Annotated in this window: 14 protein-coding genes and 1 pseudogene; 7 read left to right on the top strand and 8 right to left on the bottom strand. The window is 66.8% G+C overall.

Annotated elements, in window-relative coordinates; genetic code table 11:
* Positions 1 to 163: 163 nt before the first annotated feature.
* The 3 genes from ACXI0D_RS13585 to ACXI0D_RS13575 all read right to left on the bottom strand — a co-directional run bounded on the left by ACXI0D_RS13585 (position 164) and on the right by ACXI0D_RS13575 (position 3,345).
* Complete coding sequence (locus ACXI0D_RS13585; RefSeq protein ID WP_049443942.1) at positions 164 to 769, bottom strand: thioredoxin family protein; 606 nt, start codon at positions 767 to 769, stop codon at positions 164 to 166.
* Between the two features lie 19 nt (positions 770 to 788).
* A complete protein-coding gene (locus ACXI0D_RS13580) occupies positions 789 to 2,288 on the bottom strand; it encodes a peptide MFS transporter (RefSeq protein WP_101766206.1) in 1,500 nt (499 codons plus the stop codon).
* A 181-nt stretch (positions 2,289 to 2,469) separates the two neighbouring features.
* Positions 2,470 to 3,345, bottom strand: a complete 876-nt coding sequence (locus ACXI0D_RS13575) for a tryptophan 2,3-dioxygenase (RefSeq protein ID WP_014038762.1) — start codon at positions 3,343 to 3,345, stop codon at positions 2,470 to 2,472.
* Positions 3,346 to 3,680: 335 nt separating this feature from the next.
* Here ACXI0D_RS13575 and pdhA point away from each other — a divergent pair, with 335 nt between their 5' ends.
* From pdhA to ACXI0D_RS13555, 4 genes are read left to right on the top strand one after another with little or no spacing between them, the layout of a single operon-like run.
* A complete protein-coding gene (pdhA, locus tag ACXI0D_RS13570; RefSeq protein WP_049443946.1) occupies positions 3,681 to 4,763 on the top strand; it encodes a pyruvate dehydrogenase (acetyl-transferring) E1 component subunit alpha in 1,083 nt (360 codons plus the stop codon).
* Entirely contained in the window at positions 4,756 to 5,823 is a 1,068-nt protein-coding gene (locus ACXI0D_RS13565) for an alpha-ketoacid dehydrogenase subunit beta (protein ID WP_005419896.1), read from the top strand. Before pdhA ends, ACXI0D_RS13565 begins: the two co-directional genes overlap by 8 nt.
* Position 5,824: 1 nt before the next feature.
* Complete coding sequence (locus ACXI0D_RS13560) at positions 5,825 to 6,178, top strand: SH3 domain-containing protein (protein WP_005411349.1); 354 nt, start codon at positions 5,825 to 5,827, stop codon at positions 6,176 to 6,178.
* On the top strand, positions 6,175 to 7,563 hold the full coding sequence (locus tag ACXI0D_RS13555; protein ID WP_049443948.1) for a dihydrolipoamide acetyltransferase family protein: 1,389 nt from the start codon (positions 6,175 to 6,177) through the stop codon (positions 7,561 to 7,563). The genes ACXI0D_RS13560 and ACXI0D_RS13555 overlap by 4 nt, the downstream gene beginning before the upstream one ends.
* Before the next feature lie 113 nt (positions 7,564 to 7,676).
* Here ACXI0D_RS13555 and ACXI0D_RS13550 read toward each other — a convergent pair whose 3' ends face one another.
* The 3 genes from ACXI0D_RS13550 to ACXI0D_RS13540 all read right to left on the bottom strand — a co-directional run bounded on the left by ACXI0D_RS13550 (position 7,677) and on the right by ACXI0D_RS13540 (position 9,650).
* The gene (locus ACXI0D_RS13550) at positions 7,677 to 8,063 is read right to left on the bottom strand and encodes a VOC family protein (RefSeq protein ID WP_049443950.1); all 387 of its coding nucleotides are present in this window, start codon (positions 8,061 to 8,063) and stop codon (positions 7,677 to 7,679) included.
* 244 nt (positions 8,064 to 8,307) lie between these two features.
* Positions 8,308 to 9,015, bottom strand: coding sequence for a helix-turn-helix transcriptional regulator (locus ACXI0D_RS13545; RefSeq protein ID WP_049443952.1), 708 nt, complete (start codon positions 9,013 to 9,015; stop codon positions 8,308 to 8,310).
* Entirely contained in the window at positions 9,015 to 9,650 is a 636-nt protein-coding gene (locus tag ACXI0D_RS13540) for a Rossmann-fold NAD(P)-binding domain-containing protein (protein WP_049444066.1), read from the bottom strand. Before ACXI0D_RS13540 ends, ACXI0D_RS13545 begins: the two co-directional genes overlap by 1 nt.
* Positions 9,651 to 9,755: 105 nt before the next feature.
* Here ACXI0D_RS13540 and ACXI0D_RS13535 point away from each other — a divergent pair, with 105 nt between their 5' ends.
* Positions 9,756 to 11,294 carry a GGDEF domain-containing protein gene (locus ACXI0D_RS13535; RefSeq protein ID WP_014038768.1) on the top strand — a complete coding sequence of 513 codons (1,539 nt, stop codon included), beginning with the start codon at positions 9,756 to 9,758 and terminating at the stop codon, positions 11,292 to 11,294.
* Positions 11,295 to 11,399: 105 nt separating this feature from the next.
* On the opposite strand, the gene ACXI0D_RS13530 is transcribed toward ACXI0D_RS13535, so the two are convergent.
* Complete coding sequence (locus ACXI0D_RS13530; protein WP_049443955.1) at positions 11,400 to 12,326, bottom strand: DUF808 domain-containing protein; 927 nt, start codon at positions 12,324 to 12,326, stop codon at positions 11,400 to 11,402.
* Positions 12,327 to 12,534: 208 nt separating this feature from the next.
* Between ACXI0D_RS13530 and ACXI0D_RS13525 the strand changes: the two are divergent.
* Together ACXI0D_RS13525 and ACXI0D_RS13520 are read left to right on the top strand one after the other, a co-directional pair.
* Positions 12,535 to 14,181, top strand: a pseudogene (locus ACXI0D_RS13525) (ABC1 kinase family protein); the annotation flags it as partial.
* A gap of 244 nt (positions 14,182 to 14,425) precedes the next feature.
* Positions 14,426 to 16,531 carry a phosphoglycerol transferase I gene (locus ACXI0D_RS13520; RefSeq protein ID WP_049443956.1) on the top strand — a complete coding sequence of 702 codons (2,106 nt, stop codon included), beginning with the start codon at positions 14,426 to 14,428 and terminating at the stop codon, positions 16,529 to 16,531.
* A gap of 594 nt (positions 16,532 to 17,125) precedes the next feature.
* On the opposite strand, the gene ACXI0D_RS13515 is transcribed toward ACXI0D_RS13520, so the two are convergent.
* Positions 17,126 to 19,546, bottom strand: coding sequence for a DUF3772 domain-containing protein (locus ACXI0D_RS13515; protein WP_049443959.1), 2,421 nt, complete (start codon positions 19,544 to 19,546; stop codon positions 17,126 to 17,128).
* Positions 19,547 to 19,606 lie beyond the last annotated feature (60 nt).

Below are 19,606 nucleotides of genomic sequence, written 5' to 3'. Positions count from 1 at the left end.
GGTCCTTGCCGGTAACGGCGAGCGCGGTGCGATATTGAGATGCCGATTCCGGGAATGTGACCGCAACCACAGTAGATCCACGCCATGCGTGGATGCGACCCAACATCAGTGCCGACCAACGGTCGGCACCCACCGAAGATGCCGGCCAGCGGCCGGCACTACCCTATTCCGGTTTGTCAGGCGCCCACTGCTTGAGGAAGGCGGTCACCCGTGCGGGCTGGAAAGCTTCGCCCTTGCGCAGCTCACCGGTCGCCTGCGACACCAGCAGGCCACCATCGGCGTCGAGCACCAGCAGGTACGGGTAGTCACGTTCCATCACCGGGTACTGGGCGAAGAAGGCAGCGTTGGGCTGTTCGTCGCTGGCGTTGACCTTCACCCACACGTAGTGGGCATCGCGGAAGCGGCGCAGGTCGCCGTTGCCTTCCACCATCTCGTCCAGCGCCTGGCAGCGATCGCAGGCGGCGTTGCCGACCTCGAGCAGGATGCGCTTCTTGCCGCGCTGGGCTTCCACCTTGGCGGTGGCCAGATCGTCGGCGGGGTCGCGGGCCGGGTCGAACTGCGCGCCGAGCCCGGCGATGGCGGCGATGTCCGCCGCCACCGGAGTGTTGCCCGAGGCCACCGGTTCGCTGGGGTCAGCGACCGGTGGCTCGGTGGGTCGGGTATCCAGGGGTTGCGTAGGCTCGGCAGCGGCAGGCGGTTGCGGTTCGGAACAGGCGCCGATCAGCGCCGCACAGACCACCACCACTGCACTACCGAGCTTGCTGCGCATGCCTTCTACCCTCTCATCATCATTTGACGCCGTGCATCAGCTTGTTGATCAGCGGGGCGACCAGGAACAGCACCACGCCGGAGCCGATCAGGGCCCAGAACCCGAAGGTATACCCCTTCAGGGCCGACTCGACCGTCATGCCGCCTTCACCACTGACCACGCCAGCGAAGATGCCCGACAGGTTGTTGCCGATGCCGGTGGACAGGAACCAGCCACCCATGCCGAAGCCGACCAGGCGCACCGGGGCCAGCTTGGTCACCATCGACAGGCCGATCGGCGACAGGCACAGCTCACCCACGGACTGGATGACGTAGACCATGAACAGGGTCCAGAACGGGATCTTGCCGTCCACGACCATCTGCGACAGGGCGAACATCAGCAGCGCGAAGGCAGCGCCGTTGAACAGCAGGCCCAGGCCGAACTTGCGCGGAATGGACGGATTGGCGCGGCCCATGGCCACCCAGATCCAGGCGATGATCGGCGCCAGGGTGATGATGGCCACCGAGTTGACCGACTGGAACCACGCGGTCGGGAAGGTCCAGTCACCGAACTGGCGGTTGACGATGTTCTCGGCCAGGAAGGTGAACGAGCTGCCGGCCTGTTCGAAGAACATCCAGAACATCACGTTGAAGGCGAAGATGATCAGCATGGCGATCACGCGGTCGCGCTGTACCTTGCCCTCGCGGACGCCCTCGACCAGCAGCAGGATGGCCAGGGCGGTGAACATCGCACCCAGGATCCAGGCCAGCGCGGTGGCGCCGGTAGCCAGCAGGAAGTACGCAACCGGGATGGCGACCACGGCACCGGCCAGCACCATGATGATGCGGCCGAAGCCTTCAGCGCCGGCCGGCGGTGCACCGATGCCCTTCAGGCCGGCACGACCGATGTAGAACCACACCAGCGAGATCAGCATGCCCACGCCCGAAGCGATGAACACGACCTTGTAGGACGGCATCGCATCGGTACCGAACACCTTGCGGGCCAGGTACTCGGTCAGCACCGGGGCGATCATCGCGCCGATGTTGATGCCCATGTAGAAGATGGTGAAGCCCGAGTCGCGGCGCTCATCCTTCAGCCCGTACAGCTTGCCGACCATGGTCGAGATGTTGGGCTTGAACAGGCCGTTGCCGACGATGATCGTGGCCAGGCCGAGCTTGAAGATGTGCTCCTGCGGCAGCGAGATCATGAACAGGCCGGCGGCCATGATGATCGCGCCGGTCAGGATCGAGCGCTGGTAACCCAGTACCCGGTCGGCCACGTAGCCACCGAAGATCGCCGCGGCGTACACCAGGGCCAGGTAGGCGCCATAGATGCGGCTGGCGTCGCCTTCACCGGCAGCGCTGCCGTTGTAGAACTGGGCGACGATGTACAGCACCAAGGCCCAGCGGATGCCATAGAACGCAAAGCGCTCCCAGAACTCGGTCATGAACAGCATCCACAACGGGCGCGGATGGCCCATCGTGGTCTTGAAGTCCGGCAGCGCCGGCTCTGGGGTGTTCGCAGTGGCGTTTAGGCTCATGCGGATTTCCTGGTTCGGTGGATGACGAGCACGTCCGCTGTGCAGTTGAAGCAACGCGCGAGGATCACCGACTTCTGGCGTTCACGTCAAATACACGCCGTTTGAGGCAGGTCACGGCCTGCTCGCTGAACTTGCATCTGAAACGATCCAGCCGATGGCCGGGGTCCAAGCTGAATGGGGGTCAGCCCCGTTCTGCGGGGGGCGCGGCCTGCAGGCTGGTGCGCACCTGGAACAGTTCGGGGAAGAAGGTCAGCTCCAGCGCCTTGGCCAGGAAGCCCACGCCGGACGAGCCGCCGGTGCCGCGCTTGAAGCCGATCACGCGCATCACGGTGCGCATGTGTCGGAATCGCCACAGCTGGAAGGCGGTCTCCAGGTCCACCAAGTCCTCGCACAGCGAGTACTCGCGCCAATAGCGATCGGTGTCCTGGTAGATGCGCTCGAAGACCGGCTGAAGTGCGTCGTCGGCCACATGCGGCTGGGTCCAGTCGTGGGATTCGTACACCGCCGGCACGGCATGGCCGAAGCGGGCCAGGTACTTCAGGAATTCCTCGTACAGGCTGGGCGCTTCCAGCACGATGCGCAGCTGCGCCTGCCCGGCCGGGTCGTGCTCGAACACCTGCAGCATCTGCGCGTTCTTGTTGCCCAGCAGGAACTCGATGTAGCGGTACTGCAGCGACTGGAAGCCCGAAGACGGGCCCAGCACGTCGCGGAAACCCATGTATTCGGACGGGGTCAGCGTTTCCAGCACCGACCACTGCTCGGTGAGCTGGCGCAGCACCTGCTTGCTGCGCGCCAGCACCTTGCGGCACTGCCAGACTTCATCGCGCTGCAGGAAGCCGATCGCCGCGCGCAGTTCGTGGCCGAGCAGCTTCAGCCACAGCTCCGAGGTCTGGTGCTGGATGATGAAGAGCATCTCGTCGTGGTGCGGCGGGCTGGACAGCGGCTGCTGCGCGCTGAGCAGCTGGTCCAGCCGCAGGTAGCCGCCGTAGGTCAGGCGTCCCTGCAGGTCGGTGTGGATGCCGGCTTCGAGATCGCGTTGGTTGTTGTCGACGGACATGGGCGGGACCAGATCGGGGGCGGCAAGGGTAGCGCGTTGCCGCCGCGCTGGCAGCCGCCGGGTCCATACCGGGGCGTGCGGTTGGTCGTGGAGCATCGGCCGATGCCGGGCCTGCGCGTGGAACCGTCCAGGCCGTTGTACTGGCGGTCAGCCAGAGGCGTATTCTGATGCTTTGCAGCAACGACTGAATACGTTGTTGTTATTGGCCCCCCACCCGCCGGCAGGGGTAAAACGGGGAATCGCCGTGTTGCGGCGCAGGAAGGCTATTCCGTACGCGTTCCTTAACATGGCGATTCATATCATTTGTAACTTCTCTGTCGAAGGTGCAGTACGCAATGACGGTTGCCGCTGAATTCAAGATCGAATACCTGCAGTACCTGGACGCGGACGGCAAGCTCGTCCGCGATGACCTGCCCGCGTCGCTGCGCGACCCCAAGGTCCTGGTACCGCTGTTCAAGCAGATGCTGTTCGTACGTACGTTCGACAGCAAATCCATTGCGCTGCAGCGCACCGGCAAGCTCGGCACCTATGCCGCCTGCCTGGGCCATGAAGCCGCGCACGTGGGTATCGGCGCTGCGATGCAGAAGGACGACGTGTTCGCACCTTCGTACCGCGAGTATGGCGCGATGTTCATGCGTGGCGTGCGCCCGCACGACGTGCTGATGTACTGGGGCGGCGACGAACGCGGCAACGATTACGGCGGCAACGCGGCCAAGGACTTCCCGTTCTGCGTGCCGATTTCCACCCAGTGCCTGCATGCCGCAGGCGCCGCGCTGAAGTTCAAGCTCAACAAGGAACCGCAGATCGCCGTTGCGGTGTGCGGCGACGGCGGCAGCTCCAAGACCGACTTCTACGCGGCACTGAATTCGGCCGGCGCCTACAAGCTGCCGCTGATCCTGTGCATCGTCAACAACGGCTGGGCCATCTCGGTTCCGCGTTCGGCCCAGACCGGTGCCGAAACGCTGGCGCAGAAGGGCCTGGCCGGCGGCCTGCACTGCCTGCAGGTGGACGGCAACGACCTGATCGCAGTGCTGGCGGCGATGGAACAGGCGCGCGAACGTGCGCTGGCCGGCGACGGTGGCACCGTGCTGGAACTGATGACCTACCGCCTGTCCGACCACACCACCGCCGACGACGCGCGCCGCTACCGCGACGACGCCGAAGTGAAGGATGCCTGGCAGCGCGAGCCGATGCTGCGTCTGCGCAAGTACCTGATCAACGCCGGCGTGTGGAGCGAGGAAGAAGAGGCCGCCTGGACCGCCGAGTGCGGCACGCGCGTGGACGAGGAAGTGAACCTGTACCTCAACACGCCGGTGCAGCCGGTCGAGGCGATGTTCGACTTCCTGTATGCCGATCCGCCGCCGGACCTGCTGGCCCAGCGTGCCCAGGCGATCGCCCTGGAGAAGCGCCATGGATGAGATCAAGAACGGCGCGCCCGGCGCGCACACCAACGCCGCCGACAGCGCTGCTGTCGCGCGCGGAGATGACAGCATGACCACCACCCCGATCACCCTCATCGAAGCCATCACCCAGGCGCTGGCCTGGGAGCTGGAACACGACCCGTCGGTGCTGGTGCTGGGCGAAGACGTGGGCGTCAACGGTGGCGTGTTCCGCGCCACCGCCGGTCTGCAGCAGCGCTTCGGCTCGGACCGCATCCTCGACACCCCGCTGGACGAAACCACCATCGCCGGCCTGACCATCGGCCTGGCCGCACAGGGCATGAAGCCGGTGGCCGAAGCCCAGTTCGACGGCTTCATGTACCCGATGGTCGACCATATCGTCTGCCACGCCGCCCGCCTGCGTTACCGCACGCGCGGCCGCCTGCACTGCCCGATGGTGCTGCGCGTGCCGTGGGGCGGTGGCATCCGCGCGCCGGAACACCACAGCGAAGCCAACGAGGCGATCTTCACCAACGTGCCGGGCCTGCGCGTGGTGCTGCCGTCGTCGCCGCAGCGTGCCTATGGCCTGCTGCTGGCCGCGATCCGCGAACCGGATCCGGTGATCTACATGGAGCCCAAGCGCATCTACCGCCAGTACAAGGAAGTGGTCGTCAACGACGGCGAAGCCTTGCCGCTGGACGTCTGCTTCGTGCTGCGCGATGGCACCGACGTGACCCTGGTGACCTGGGGCGCGCAGGTGAAGGAAGCGCTGGAAGCGGCCGACAAGCTGGCCGGTGAAGGCATCAGTGCCGAAGTCATCGACGTGGCCACGCTGCGTCCGCTGGACTTCGCCACCATCGCCGAATCGGTGGCCAAGACCGGCCGCTGCGTGATCGTGCAGGAGGCCCCGAAGACCGCGGGCTTCGGCGCCGAGATCGCCGCGCGCCTGGCCGAGGAATCGATCTACGACCTGCTGGCCCCGGTCGAGCGCGTCACTGGCTACGACACCCACATTCCGCTGTTCCGCCTGGAAATGAAGTACCTGCCGAGCGTTGAGCGGATCGTGGCTGCGGCCAAGCGCGCGGTGGCGGCCGGCTGACATGCGGGCCCGCCTTCTGGGGGCTTACCGCAGCCAGTATCCCAACCCGCTCCGGTTCCACACCGGCCAGATCGTCGAAGTAGGTGTCCGTGACGAGGAATGGCCGGCGTTTGCCTGGGTACGCACCAACGATGGGCGCGCTGGATGGGCGCCCATCGCCTGGTTGCAGCTGCTGGACGAGGGTCGCGCCGAAGCGCTGTGCGACTACGACGCCCGCGAGCTGGATGTGGAAAGCGGCGAGATGGTGAAGCTTCATCACGAACACGGCGGGTGGTGGTGGTCCGAGCGCGCCAATGGCGCGACGGGTTGGCTGCCGGCCCGCGAACTGGAACTGCTGGAAGAGAACTGCAAATGAGCCAGACCAAGAACTTCAACCTGCCCGACCTGGGCGAAGGCCTGCCGGACGCGACCATCGTCGAGTGGTTCGTCAAGGAAGGCGATGTGATCAAGCTGGACGAGCCGCTGGTGTCGATGGAGACCGCCAAGGCCGTCGTCGAAGTGCCCTCGCCGTTCTCCGGCAAGGTGCTGAAGCTGTCCGGCGCCGCAGGCGACATCATCCCGACCGGCTCGGTGCTGGCCAGCTTCGAGCTGGACCCGAACCTGCCGCAGCGCGCCGATGGCCAGGACACCGGCCACAGCCATGGTCACGCCGCACCCGCTGCCGCGCCGACCCCGCCGCCGCTTCCCGCCGCTGCCGCACCGGTCGCCACGGAAGAAGCCAAGCCCGCCGCGGCCGAGCGCGATGACGCCGGTACCGTGGTCGGCGCGATGCAGAGCTCCAATGCCGTGCACGCCGAACAGGCGCTGGCCGTCGGTGGTGTCAAGGCCGTGCCGGCCGTGCGTGCGATGGCGCGCAAGCTGGGCGTCGATCTGAGCCGCGTGGCCGCTACCGGCACCGATGGTGCGGTGACCATGGCCGACGTCAAGCAGGCCGCCGCCAACGGCACCGCCAAGCTCGGCGCTGCTCCGGCGCCGGTCGCCGCGGCTGCGTATGCCGCGCCGGCCCCCGCGCAGGTGTCTGCCCCGGTGCAGAGCGAAGCACGCACCCCGCTGTCTGCCGCCGGCAAGCCGATGCGCACCCAGCCGCCGGGCGTGGTCGCCAAGGGCCAGCCGGAACCACTGAAGGGCGTGCGCCGCAACATGGCCCGCGTGATGGCCGATGCGCACAGCAAGGTCGTACCGACCACGCTGAACGACGACGCCGACATCCACGCCTGGCTGCCGGGCAACGACGTGACCGCACGCCTGGTGCGCTCGATCGTGGTCGCCGCGCAGAAGGTGCCGGCGATGAACGCCTGGTTCGACGGTGAAGCGCTGACCCGCACCCTGCACGCGCAGGTGGACATCGGCATCGCCGTGGACACCGACGACGGCCTGTTCGTGCCGGCGTTGCGCAATGCCGACATGCTCGATGCACGCGGCATCCGCGAAGGCGTCAACCGCCTGCGCGAGCAGGTGGAATCACGTTCGATCGCCGCCTCGGAACTGAGCGGCTACACCATCTCGCTGTCCAACTTCGGCATGTTCGCCGGCCGCTACGCGACCCCGGTCGTGGTGCCGCCGTGCGTGGCCATCGTCGGTGCCGGCCGTGCCCGCCACCAGATGACCCCGGTGATGGGCGGCGTGGAAGCGCACAAGGTAATCCCGCTGTCGGTCACCTTCGACCACCGCGCGGCCACCGGTGGTGAAGCGGCCCGCTTCCTGCGCGCGATGATGGACGACCTGGCGCTGGCCAGCTGATCAGGTGGGTGCCAACCATGGTTGGCACATGAATTGAAAGAAACGCCGGGCAATGCCCGGCGTTTTTTTATGCACCCATCCACGCATGGCGTGGATCTACACAATGTGGGCGATCAATCGCGCGCCACCATGCCCTCGGCGCGGCTGTACACGCGCAGGCGGTGACCATCAGGGTCGGCACCGACGAAGGTGTGGCCGAATTCCAGTGTCACCGGTGCCTGCAGAATCTGCACGCCGAGCCCGCGCCACGCATCGTGCATCCGCTGCACGGTCTCCGGGTTGGCGACCACCATCGCCAGTTCGGCGGCACCGGCCTGTGCGGACACCGGCGGCTGCACGTCGTCGCGTTGCCACAGACCCAGCGCAGCGCCATCGCCGAGCAGGAACAAGGCAAAGCCGGGCGACTGCTCGACCGGTGGCTTGCCGAGAATGCCACTGTAGAAAGTGGCGCTGGTGGCGACGTCGCGCACGTACTGCAGCAGGGTGCTGGGCGTGAACATGGGGGAACCTCCGTTGTTGGGAGCGTTCATGGTGGTACGGCCCTGCTGACAGATTCTGTCAGTAGCGTCGAGCGTGTTCGACTGCTGTTGCCCCTGCCCTGGTAGAGGTCGAGCTTGCTCGACTGCTGTTCGCGAAGATCAAAGGCGGTCGAGCAAGCTCGACCCCTACCAGGAACGAAGAACGAAGGCCGCCCTCCCCCAGAAGCAGGAAGCGAAGCACAGAAGCAGTCGAGCAAGCTCGATGCTACGAACGGTCCAACCAGTCCGGAGCGATGCCCTGTGCCTTCTGCCAGCGCCGCAGGAGGGTGGCGCGTGGCACGAGGTAGTGATCCTCCAGCACACGCACCTGGCGGATGCGATCCAGGCGGAAATGACGGAAATCCTCGCGGCTCTCGCACCACGCCGCCAGCATCGGCACTTCATCGAAATAGCCCAGCGCGAACGGCCAGACGATGCGCTCGGTACGTTGGCCCTGCGCATCCTGGTAGCCAAACTGCAGTCGTTGTTGCGCGCTCACCGCTTCGCGCACAGCCTGCAGGCGCGCCGCCGGCACCTTGGCCGCCGTTCGCGAAGGTCCCACGCGCAGGCCACTGTCACGCAGCGCTTCGCGCCGTGCTGCAGGCAGTACATGCGCGATGCGCGCCAGGGCATCACGCGCGGCCTCGGCCAGCGCAGGCTCGGTGCGCGCCGCAACCCAGCGCAGGCCCAGCACCAGTGCATCGATCTCGGCGGGTGGCAGGGTCATCGGCGGCAGGGTATCGCTCGGTGCCAGCTGGTAGCCGACGCCGGCCTCACCACGCAGGTCGGCGCCCTGCTCGCGCAGGGTCTCGATATCGCGGTACAGCGTCCGCAGGCTGATGCCCAGCGCTTCGGCCAGCACCTGCCCCGCGACCGGCCGCCGATGGCGGCGCAGCAGCTGTTGAAGCTGGGTCAGGCGCAGCGCACGCGACATCAACCGACCAGTGCGCTGGAAGTCACCACGTGCTCGCCCGGCGGCGGAGCCAGCGCGGCATCCACCAGTGCCCTGGCAATCCGTTCGGCCGGATTGATCCGCCACGCCCGCGGCAACACCGGCCCCAACACGCCCAGCACCCGCAGGGCGAAGTGTTCGCCACGGCGCACCTGCTGCCGCTGCCCGCCAATCAGGCCGGGCCGCACCAGAGTGAGCGAAGCAAACTCGAGCGCGCGCAGATCGCGCTCCAGTTCACCCTTCACCCGGTTGTAGAAGATCGCGGAGCCTGCATTGGCCCCTGCTGCCGAATTCAGTACGAAGGCGCGCGCACCCTGGCCGCGTGCCAGCCGCGCAAATGCGAGCGGGTAGTCATGGTCGATGCGATGGAAGGCCTCACGGCTCCCCGCCTGGGCCATCGTGCTGCCCAGCGCGCAGATCACCGTATCGACCTGCGCCCAGTCGGGCGCCTCCGGCAGGGCGTCGAACTGCAGCAGCGGGGCGTACAGCTTCGGGTGGGCCAGGGTCAGCGCCCGTCGGGTCGGGGCCACCACGGCACGGCAGCGCGGGTCGTCCAGCAGCATCGGCAGGGCCAGCCCGCCGACCAGCCCGGTCGCCCCCAGCAACATCACGCGCATCACCACCTCCACTGCGGCATCCTGTCGCCCATCCTAGCCGTTCAAGCCGTCGGCGGCCGCGCCGATATGCTGGAACCAGTCCCTGCCAGCCCCAGGATTTGCTCGATGACGGACCAGCCCGACCACCGCCCTGCCCCCGGTACCGCCCTTGGGCCGCCGGCACGCGTCCGCGCGGTGGTGGATGACGGGCTGGGCGACCGCGTGGTGTTGCAGGGTGGCGGTGGCGTGGCCCTGCAGCAGCTGTTCGCCGGGGCCGACGCACCGGAGCCGCTGCTGGCCGCGTTCGCCAACGGCATGGCCACCCTGCCCGGCGAACTGGGCGACATGGGCGATCGCCTGCAGTCGGCACAGGCCAGCGCCGATTGGCCGCGCTACGGGCGCGCGATGCGGCAGCTGATCGACAAGTACATCCGCACCATCGAGCAGCATTCGCCGGACGGGCAGCCGGAAAGCCTGCGCCTGTCCGAGCAGCTGCGGCTGCTGCTGGGCGGCGCGGTGGTCGCGCTGCTGCAGCACGACCCGGACCTGCGCGAACAGGCGCAGGCGCTGGCCACGCGCCTGCGGCAGTGGCAGCCCGGCACGGCCCTGGAACCGATCGAACAAGGCGTGCGCGAACTCGGCCACCAGGTCGGCGTGCGCGCCGAGAGCTGGCAGGAGCAGCAGGCGTTGCTGCTGGAACTGTTTGCGTTGCTGCTGGAGAACGTGAGCGAGCTGCTGGATGACCGCAGCTGGCTGCAGGGCCAGATCGCGGCCGTACGCCAGCTGCTGGACGGGCCGTTGGAAGCTGAAGCGGTCGAGCGCACCCGCGCCGAGCTGCGCGAAGTGATCTATAAGCAGGGCCTGCTGCGCCAGGGCATCGACGATTCGAAGGCGGCGATGCGCGGGCTGATGGGCGAGTTCATCGAGCGCATGGATGGCATGGCCACCAGCACAGGTGAGTACCACGACCGCATCGGCAGCTACGCGCTGCAGCTGCGCGAGGCACGCAGCATCGCCGACCTCAACCAGCTGCTGCAGGACGTGATGCGCGACACCGGCAAGGTGCAGCAGCAGGCCGCACAGGCGCGCGATCACCTGGCCAACGCGCGCCAGGAAGTGGAGCGAGCAGAGCAGCGCATCGCCGAGCTGGAGCAGGAACTGCGCGCCGCTGGTGACCTGGCGCGCATCGATCCGCTGACCCAGGCACTGAACCGCCGTGGTCTGGACGAACTGCTGCAACGCGAGCTGGCCCGTGCCGCACGCAACAACTCCCCGCTGGGCGTGGCGGTGATCGACCTGGATGATTTCCACCAGACCAACGATGCACATGGCCATGCCGGTGGCGATGCACTGCTGCAGCACCTGGTGGCCGTCTGCAAGCTGCTGCTGCGCGCCACCGATGGCATCGCGCGGCTGGGTGGCGACGAGTTCGTGCTGGTGCTGCCGGAGACCCAGGGCGCCGACAGCATGGCCACCGTGCAGCGCTTGCAGCGTTCGTTGGCGCACCGCGTGCTGACCGTGCAGGACCGGCGCGTGCCGGTGCATTTCAGTGCCGGGCTGGCGCAATGGCAGCCCGGCGACGATACCGAGACCCTGCTGCGCCGCGCGGACGATGCGCTGTATGCGGCCAAGCGGCAGGGCAAGAACCGGGTGCAGGCGGGGTAGTTCTCCGGTACACCGAAAACGCTTCGGTAGGTGCCAACCTTGGTTGGCACGCGTGGAAACAAAGCGCCGACCAAGGTCGGCCTCTACCGGGCAATGGGCCGCCGCTTACTTCCCGCGCAGCTTCTGGAACCCGGTCACCGCTGCCAGCACGATGGCACCGGCGATGATGCCGACCACCATGTTGCCCACCGCACCGATCAGCCAGCCCCACTGCCCCTCGCCGCCCAGCGCCTGCACCGCGTGGTGCAGCGCCGGCACGTTGTGCACCAGGATGCCGCCGCCGACCAGGAACATGGCGATGGTGCCGGCCACCGACAGGAACTTCATCAGCCACGGCGCCGACGCCACCAGGCCGCGACCGAAGGCGGCAATGGCGCCGCCCTTGCGCGACAGATACAGGCCAACGTCATCGAGCTTGACGATGCCCGCCACCAGTCCGTAAACGAAGATCGTCATCGCCAGCGCCACCACCGCCAGAGTGATCAGCTGGTTGGTGAACGGCGCGGTGGCGACCACGCCCAGGGTCAGCACGATGATCTCGGCCGAAAGGATGAAGTCGGTGCGGATCGCGCCCTTCACCTTGTCCTTCTCCCACGCCACCATGTCCACCTCGGCATCGGCCAGCGCCTTGCGGCGCTCGGCCAGACGCTCGGCATCGTCGTCAGCCGAATGCAGGAAGCGGTGCGCCAGCTTCTCCACGCCCTCGAAGCAGAGGAAGGCACCACCGATCATCATCAGCGGCACGATCAGCGGCACGTTCCAGCCGCGGCTGTGCAGCCAGGCTTCCAGCGCACTGATCGCCAGGGCCGCCGGCACCAGGATCACCTTGTTGACCAGCGAGCCCTTGGCCACCGCCCACACCACCGGCAGTTCGCGGTTGGCGTTCACCCCGGTCACCTGCTGCGCGTTCAGCGCCAGATCGTCGCCCAGCACGCCTGCGGTCTTCTTTGCCGCGACCTTGGTCAGCACCGAGACATCGTCGAGCAGGGAGGCGATATCGTCGAGCAGGGCAAACAGGCTGGCACCGGCCATGGGGCGTCCAAGAAAGGGAATGAGCGGATTCTGACCGATACCGGGGCAGCTGCGGAAGCGGCCGGATTCACCGCGTGCCTACCGCCCCCCGGCGACACTGCGGAATCCGGACATTGCCGGCCAGCGGCCGGCACTACCTGTATTCGTCGCATGGGAGTGTCGCTTGAGCAATCCGCCCACCGCCAATGGCAACCCTCCGCTGGTCAAAGGCATGAACCGGCGCAGCCAGATCCTGCGCCTGCTGATGCGCTACCGCCATTCGGGCGTGTTCTCGGGCATGAACCTGGACGCGGCCAGCAACCAGGCCGACGTGCCCGCCGATGGCAACCCGGAACAGTTCGTCAGCGACCTGGAAGCGCTGGGGCCGACCTTCGTCAAGCTGGGCCAGATGCTGTCCACCCGCCCGGACATGGTGCCGGTGGAATTCGCCACCGCGCTGGAGCGCATGCAGGAAAAGGTGGCCGAGATCCCGGTCGAGCGCATCCACGCCATCGTCGAGCAGGAACTGGGCGCGCCGGTGAACAAGCTGTTCGCCGCGTTCGATCCGGAGCCGCTGGGCTGTGCCTCGATCGCGCAGGTGCATCGCGCGGTGCTGCACGATGGCCGCCAGGTGGCGGTGAAAGTGCAGAAGCCCGAGGTGGCCGCACAGCTGCGTTCGGACCTGGAGGCGCTGCGCAGCTTCGCGCTGGCCGCCGACCACCTGACCCAGGTCGGCCGCCGCGTGCGCCTGCGCGACTGGCTCAACGAGTTCGCCAAGACCCTGATGCAGGAGCTGGACTACCACGCCGAGGCCGAGAACCTGGCCCGGTTCGGCCGACACCTGAAGCCGTTCCGCCGCCTGTGGATTCCGCAGCCGCTGTGGGATTACAGCAGCCAGCGCGTGCTGACCATGGAACTGGCCACCGGCGTGCGCGTGGATGCGATTCCCGATGTGCGCCGCACCGAGCAATCGATGGACCCGCTGGCGGCGGCGCTGATCCGCGGCTACCTGGACCAGATCTTCGTGCACGGCGAAATCCATGCCGATCCGCACCCGGGCAACCTGCGGGTGATGCCCGATGGACGGCTGGCGATCTTCGACCTGGGCATGGTCGCGCACATGCCGCCGCGCCTGCGCGAGCGGCTGCTGAAGATCCTGTTCGCTGCCGTCGATGGCCGCGGCGAAGAAGTGGCCGACGACCTGATCAGCATCAGCACGCGGCTGGAGGCGTTCGATGAAGAACGCTACCTGCGCGAGACCGGCCAGCTGATCGCGCGCTACGCCGCCAGCGGCAGCTTCTCCGAAGGCCGCGTGGTGCTGGACATGGTGCGCATCGCCACCGCCTGCGGCCTGCGCACGCCGCCGGAACTGAGCCTGCTGGGCAAGGCCCTGCTCAACCTGGAAACCGTGTGCCGGCTGCTTGCACCCGAGCTGGAAACCCGCCGCATCGTCGAGCGCCAGCTGCAGCACGTGATGCGCGCACGCCTGAAGAAATCGCTGTCGGCCGCCAACATCGCCAGCGAGGCGATGGAGCTGCAGCAGCTGCTGCGCGATGGACCGCGCAAGCTGTCGGACATCATGGCGCTGCTGGCCGAAAACCGCCTGCAGATGAAGGTCACCGGCCTGGAAGAATCGCGGTTGATGGAAAACCTGCAGAAGATCGCCAACCGCGTGGCGGCCGGCATCATCAGCGCCGCATTGATCATGGCCGCCGCGATGATGATGAAGATCGACAGCGGCTGGCACCTGTTCGGTTACCCGCTCATCGCCCTGATCCTGTTGTTCATCGGCGTGGTGCTCGGCTTGGGCATCGTAACCAGCGCATTGCTGTTCGACCGTCGTGCGCGGGCACGGGAAGAACGTGGGCATCGCTAGCGCATCGACGAAAACTCCCGTATTCATGCGGTTTTTAATGCAATCCAACGAACCCTTTCACGCTCGTTTTACCTTCTGAGCGCGATTGCGCGCGCGTTATTTCAACAAACATTTCAGTCAGGTTCGTGCATGCACTATCGGGTCATCGGCCTGTCATGTGCATGTGCTTGTGGCAGCGCCGGTCGGATGGACACGCGTCGGTACGACGTCCATCACCACCACCCCGTCACTGCCGAAGCTGCCTATGCTCTGGATACTGCTGCTGTCGTTGTTGCTGTTGTGCTGGTTGTTCCTCGCGTCCGGCAAATGGGTGAGGTGGAAGGCCGGTGCGTTCTCGCTGTTGCTGCTCACGCTCAGCGCGTGGTGGCTGATCGACAAGCTGTCCGGTGATGGGCTCAATGCCGCCACCCTGTACCACCTGGGCGCCGACATGGAAGGCGCCGGTGTCTCCGATTTCAAGGGCTATATCGCCGGCTTCATCGTGCTGGCGCTGGTCTCGCTGCTGCCGCTGTTCGCCACGCGGGTCAAACGCTGGCGCCGGCCCGGTCACGGTGGCGCGTTGTTCGCCGGTTTCGCGGCCGTGTGGGTGGCCACGATCATGATCAGCCCGCTGGCCCGCGACGGCCAGCGCCTGTACCAGCAGCTGCGCCCGGTCGACTTCGCCCGCATCGCCCCCGAGTACCAGGTACCGACGCAGCCGCTGCAACGCCCGCGCAACATCGTCTGGATCTACGGCGAAAGCCTGGAACGCACCTACCTGGACGAGAACGTGTTCCCGGGCCTGATGCCCAACCTCAATCGCCTCGCCAGCCAGTCGCTGGACGTGCGTGGGCTGGCCTCGGCCGAGGGCAGCGGCTGGACCATCGCCGGTCTGGTCTCGTCGATGTGCGGCGTGCCGCTGACCACCTCGCAGGGCGATGAGAACAGCATGGACCGGATGGGCAGCTTCCTGCCCAAGGCGGTGTGCCTGGGCGACTACCTGAAGCAGCAGGGCTACACCAACCACTATCTGGGCGGTGCCAACGGCCAGTTCGCCGGCAAGGGCCAGTTCCTGGCCAGCCACGGTTTCGATGAAGTGCATGACCTGGCGTGGTTCAAGCAGCAGAAGAAGATCGGCCGCATCCACTACTCGGCCTGGGGCGTGCACGACGACGTGCTGCTGGACACCGCCTACCAGCGCTTCGAACAGCTCTCGCGTGCGGGCTCACCGTTCATGCTCACCACGCTGACCATGGACACCCACCACCCGGCCGGTCACCTGCCGGTGTCGTGCAAGGGCGAGCGCTACCAGAGCCAGTACGGCAACATCAACATGCTCAACGCGCTCAAGTGCAGCGACCGGCTGATCTCGCAGCTGGTGCAGCGCATCCAGGCCAGCCCGTACGGCAAGGACACGCTGATCGTGATCGCCTCCGACCACCTGGCGATGCCCAACGATCTGACCCACATCCTGACCCGGCAGAAGCGCGAGAACCTGCTGCTGTTCCTGGGGGATGGCATTGCCCCGCAGCAGCTCAGCACCGAGGCCGGCACCACCCTGGATTCGGGTGCGACCCTGCTCAGCCTGCTGGACCCGAACCTGAAGACGATGGGCTTCGGCCGTTCGCTGATCGATACCCAGCGCGCACCCAGCGCCAGCGTGGCCACCCAGCGCGATGGCGGCCGCGATTACCCGCAGTACCTGGCGTTCGCCCGTTCGCTGTGGCTGGGCGAACCGACCCGCGAACTGAAGATCGACGGCGATGACCAGGTGGTGGTCGGCCTGCAGCACGTGCAGCCGCCGGTGCTGCTGGAGTACGACAAGGACTGGAGTCTGAAGTCCGTGTACCTGGAAAACACCTCGCGCCAGTTCGATGATGCCAGTCCGGACAACACCCTGGCCTACGTCGACCGTTGCACCGCGTTCGAGGATGGCTCGGCCGACGGTGACTGGTGCGCCCTGCTGGTCAACCGTGACAATGGCATCAAGCTGTACCGCGACAACGACCTGCGTGGCGGCATTGCCGTGGATGCACCGCTGGATGCGTTCCAGGGCCCGCGCCCGAGCGTGCGCCAGGCACACATGATCACCCAGAAGGGCCGCCGTACCCGTGCCGGCCAGTACATGCTGCAGCTGGTGGCAAGCACGCGCCCGGATCGTGGTTTCTGGATCGAGGCGGTGTCCTCGCAGCGCAAGGTGGTACTGGCGCAGCAGTGGGTGCAGCCCGATGCCAACGGCAAGATCAACGTGTCGTTCGGTCTGGACCACGAAGTGGATGATCTGGAGATCCGCGCGTGGTTGAACCACGCCGAGAAGCTGGCGGTGGACACGTTCGCACTGGTGCCCTCGCGCAGCCGACCACGAGGATAGGGGTTTCTTTGCAGGGCTGCGCCCTGCGCCCGTGGTAGTGCCGGCCGCTGGCCGGCAACCTTAGAAGCAACAGCAACAGCGGGCATTCCGTGGGATGGCGGGGCGGTGTGGGGTGGCAGGACACGCCGTAAACCCGTCCATGGGGGCTCGATGGCGCCATCCGTGGCGCCAACGGTCCTGCCACCCCACACCGCCTCACCTCTGACAGATTCCTAGCATCTGGTAGATCCACGCCATGCGTGGATGAATCTCCATCGAAATCGAATATTTCGACAATTGATCGAAGAACATCCACGCATGGCGTGGATCTACGTGTCGACCAAGGTCAACACCCACCAAGAGCACGCCATGCCATTCCGACAGATCGCGGCAAATTGTCAAAGGCGGGGTGGGTCCGGTTGCGGGAGTGTCCGCGGCATGGATGCCGCGGCCAAGCCCCCAGGGATGGGTTTACGGCGCCTCCCGCAACCGGCCCCACCCCGCCATCCCACAGGAAACCAGCTTTTGCCGTTGCGGTTGCGGTTGCGGTTGCGGTTGCTGTTGCCTTTGCTCCGGCTCGTAGCAGGTGCAGGGCGCAGCCCTGCAAAGAACCCCCTACTCCTGCGGATCGCGGGTGATGTGGATGTCGGTCGGGGTCGACAGCGGAATGTTCCGCTCGGCCAGGATCTGCAGCAGGCTGAAGTACAGATCGCTGCGGGTGGCATACACCTGCCGCGGGCTGGCCACGTACGCGAAGCTGTTGATGGTGATCTGGCCACCGGCAATGCTGTCGATGTAGACCGTCGGTGCCGGCTGCTTCAGCACGTTGGTGTGCGCGGTATACGCATCCAGCAGCGCCTGCCGCAGGTTGCCGACATCGGTGCTGGGGGGCACCGCGAACTGGATCTGGATGCGGCCCTGGTTGTTGCCCATCGTCATGTTGCGCACGGTCTTGGTGACCAGCTCGGAGTTGGGCACGATCAGCGTCGACTTGTCGCCCACCTGGATCTCGGTCGAACGCAGGCTGATGCGGCGGATGTCGCCTTCCTGGTCGCCCAGCTTCACCCAGTCGCCGATTTTCACCGGGCGCTCGGCCAGCAGGATCAGGCCGGACACGAAGTTCTGGGTGATCACCTGCAGGCCGAAACCAATACCCACCGACAGCGCGCTGACCAGCAACGCCAGCTTGCTCAGCTGCAGGCCCATCGCGCTCAGCGCCCAGATCACCGCGATGATGATGCCCACGTAACGGGCAACGGTACTCACCGAATTGCGCGCACCCAGGTCCAGCTCGGTCTTGGGCAGGTAGGTGTCGGTCAGCCAGCGCTGTACCAGCTGGGTAACGGCCAGGCCAGCCAGCAGAACCAACACCGCCAGCACGATGCGCACCGGCTCCAGCTTGGTTCCGCCAATATCGAATCCAGAGGTGAACAGCGAAGAAAAGCGCTCCACCACCGCGCCGATGTTGCCGAACGGCGCCACCAGCGCCAGCAGTGCAAGCAGCACGACAATCGTGCGCAACGCCGCCGACAGCAGCACGCCCGCCTGTTCCAGCCGCGACACGCTCAGGCCGGTGCTGAGCAGGATGGTCTGGCCGACCTTGCTGTCGGCGTTGAGCATCCACGTGCTCAGGTCGTCGACGAACTTGAACAGCAGGGTCGCGGCCAGCACTACGATGCTGCCGCCGATCAGCTGCTGGTTCACGAACTTGGCAAAATTCAGGTAGCCCAGCAACGTGGCAATGATGGCGGCCACCACGGCGATATTGCCCGCTACCCGGGCCAGTACCAGCCAGCTGCTGCGGCGCACTGGCGTACTCACGCCAAGGCCATCGGCCTGTGCTTCCAGCTTAGCCTCGGCCTCGGCGGTCTGCCGCCGATGCAGGCGCGCCAGGGTCACCAACATGGCCATGATCAGGCCGAGGTAGGTCAGCGCAATCAAGCCGTCCAACGCCACCGTGGTGACATCGCTGGTGCGCGTGGCCTGGTCGAGGGCCACCAGCACCGTGCTCAGCCAGGCCAGCGCCGCCGCGCCCCACGCGTACTTGCGCACCTTCAGCGCGGCGGTATCGTCCAGGTTCAACAGCCGCCATGACGGGCGCTTGGGCACCAGCAGGCAGGCGCTGAGCGCTGCAATGAAGGCCGCACGGAAGGTGGCGGTCTCCAGGCCGTCGGCCACCACCTGCAGGCGCGGCGCGATCGCATCGATGGCATCCAGCGCCGCCATCAGTACCACCACGGCATAACCAGGCAGCAGCGTACCCACCAGCAGCAGCCACATGGCCAGGCCAGACCGGCGCAGGCGACCGTCAGGCGCGCGCTCGGACGCGGCGAACCTGCGTCCCAGCGCGCGCAGCCACAGCCGCAGCGGGAACATCATCACCAGCGCGGCCAGCAGGCCCAGCAACGGCGTGCCCCAGCCATGGGTGCGGATGCCGGCGACCAGCGCGTCGCGCCCCTGCTCGGCCAACGGCGCAACGCGCGCGATATCGATCGGCAGGCGCTCGGCCACCTTGCTCCACAGCGCAGGCGACAGCGGCGAGGCGACCTTCTGGCCCAGTTCTTCCGTGCGTTGTGCGGTGCGCTGCTGCTCGATGTCCGCCGCCAGCTGCTGCGCACGCACGGCACTGGCCTTGGCCTGCACCACCGAAGCGGCCAGGCCGTCGCGCTGCTTGGTGAGGGTGCGCCGTTGCGCCGCCAGCTCCGGCGGCTCAGTGGCGCCTTCTGCCGGCGTTCCCAGCTGCGCCAGCTGTTCGTTGAGTCGATCCAACTGTGGCTGCAGCGCCTTTTCCAGCGCCTCGGCGTCACGCCGTGCCTGCGAGGCATTCTCGGACAGCATCGCCAGCGTCTCGGTGGCTTCTGCATCGCCACGCTTGCGCTCCACATCCTTCAGGCTGGAATCGATATCCGCCAGCTGCTGCTTCGGCGTGGGGTCCTCATCCTGCGCAAGCACCGGCGCGGACAGCAGGAAGGCGGTGCACAGCAGCAGGACCCACCAGGCCCCCCGTGCACGGATCGATCGCAGGAAAGAAGACACGCAGCCACACCGGTTCGCGCGGACCACCGCGCCTGCGCGCGACTATACGGCAGAGGCGGT

This window comes from Stenotrophomonas sp. C9D9 (assembly GCF_056491205.1).
This window is presented reverse-complemented; position numbering and strand designations above follow the sequence as displayed.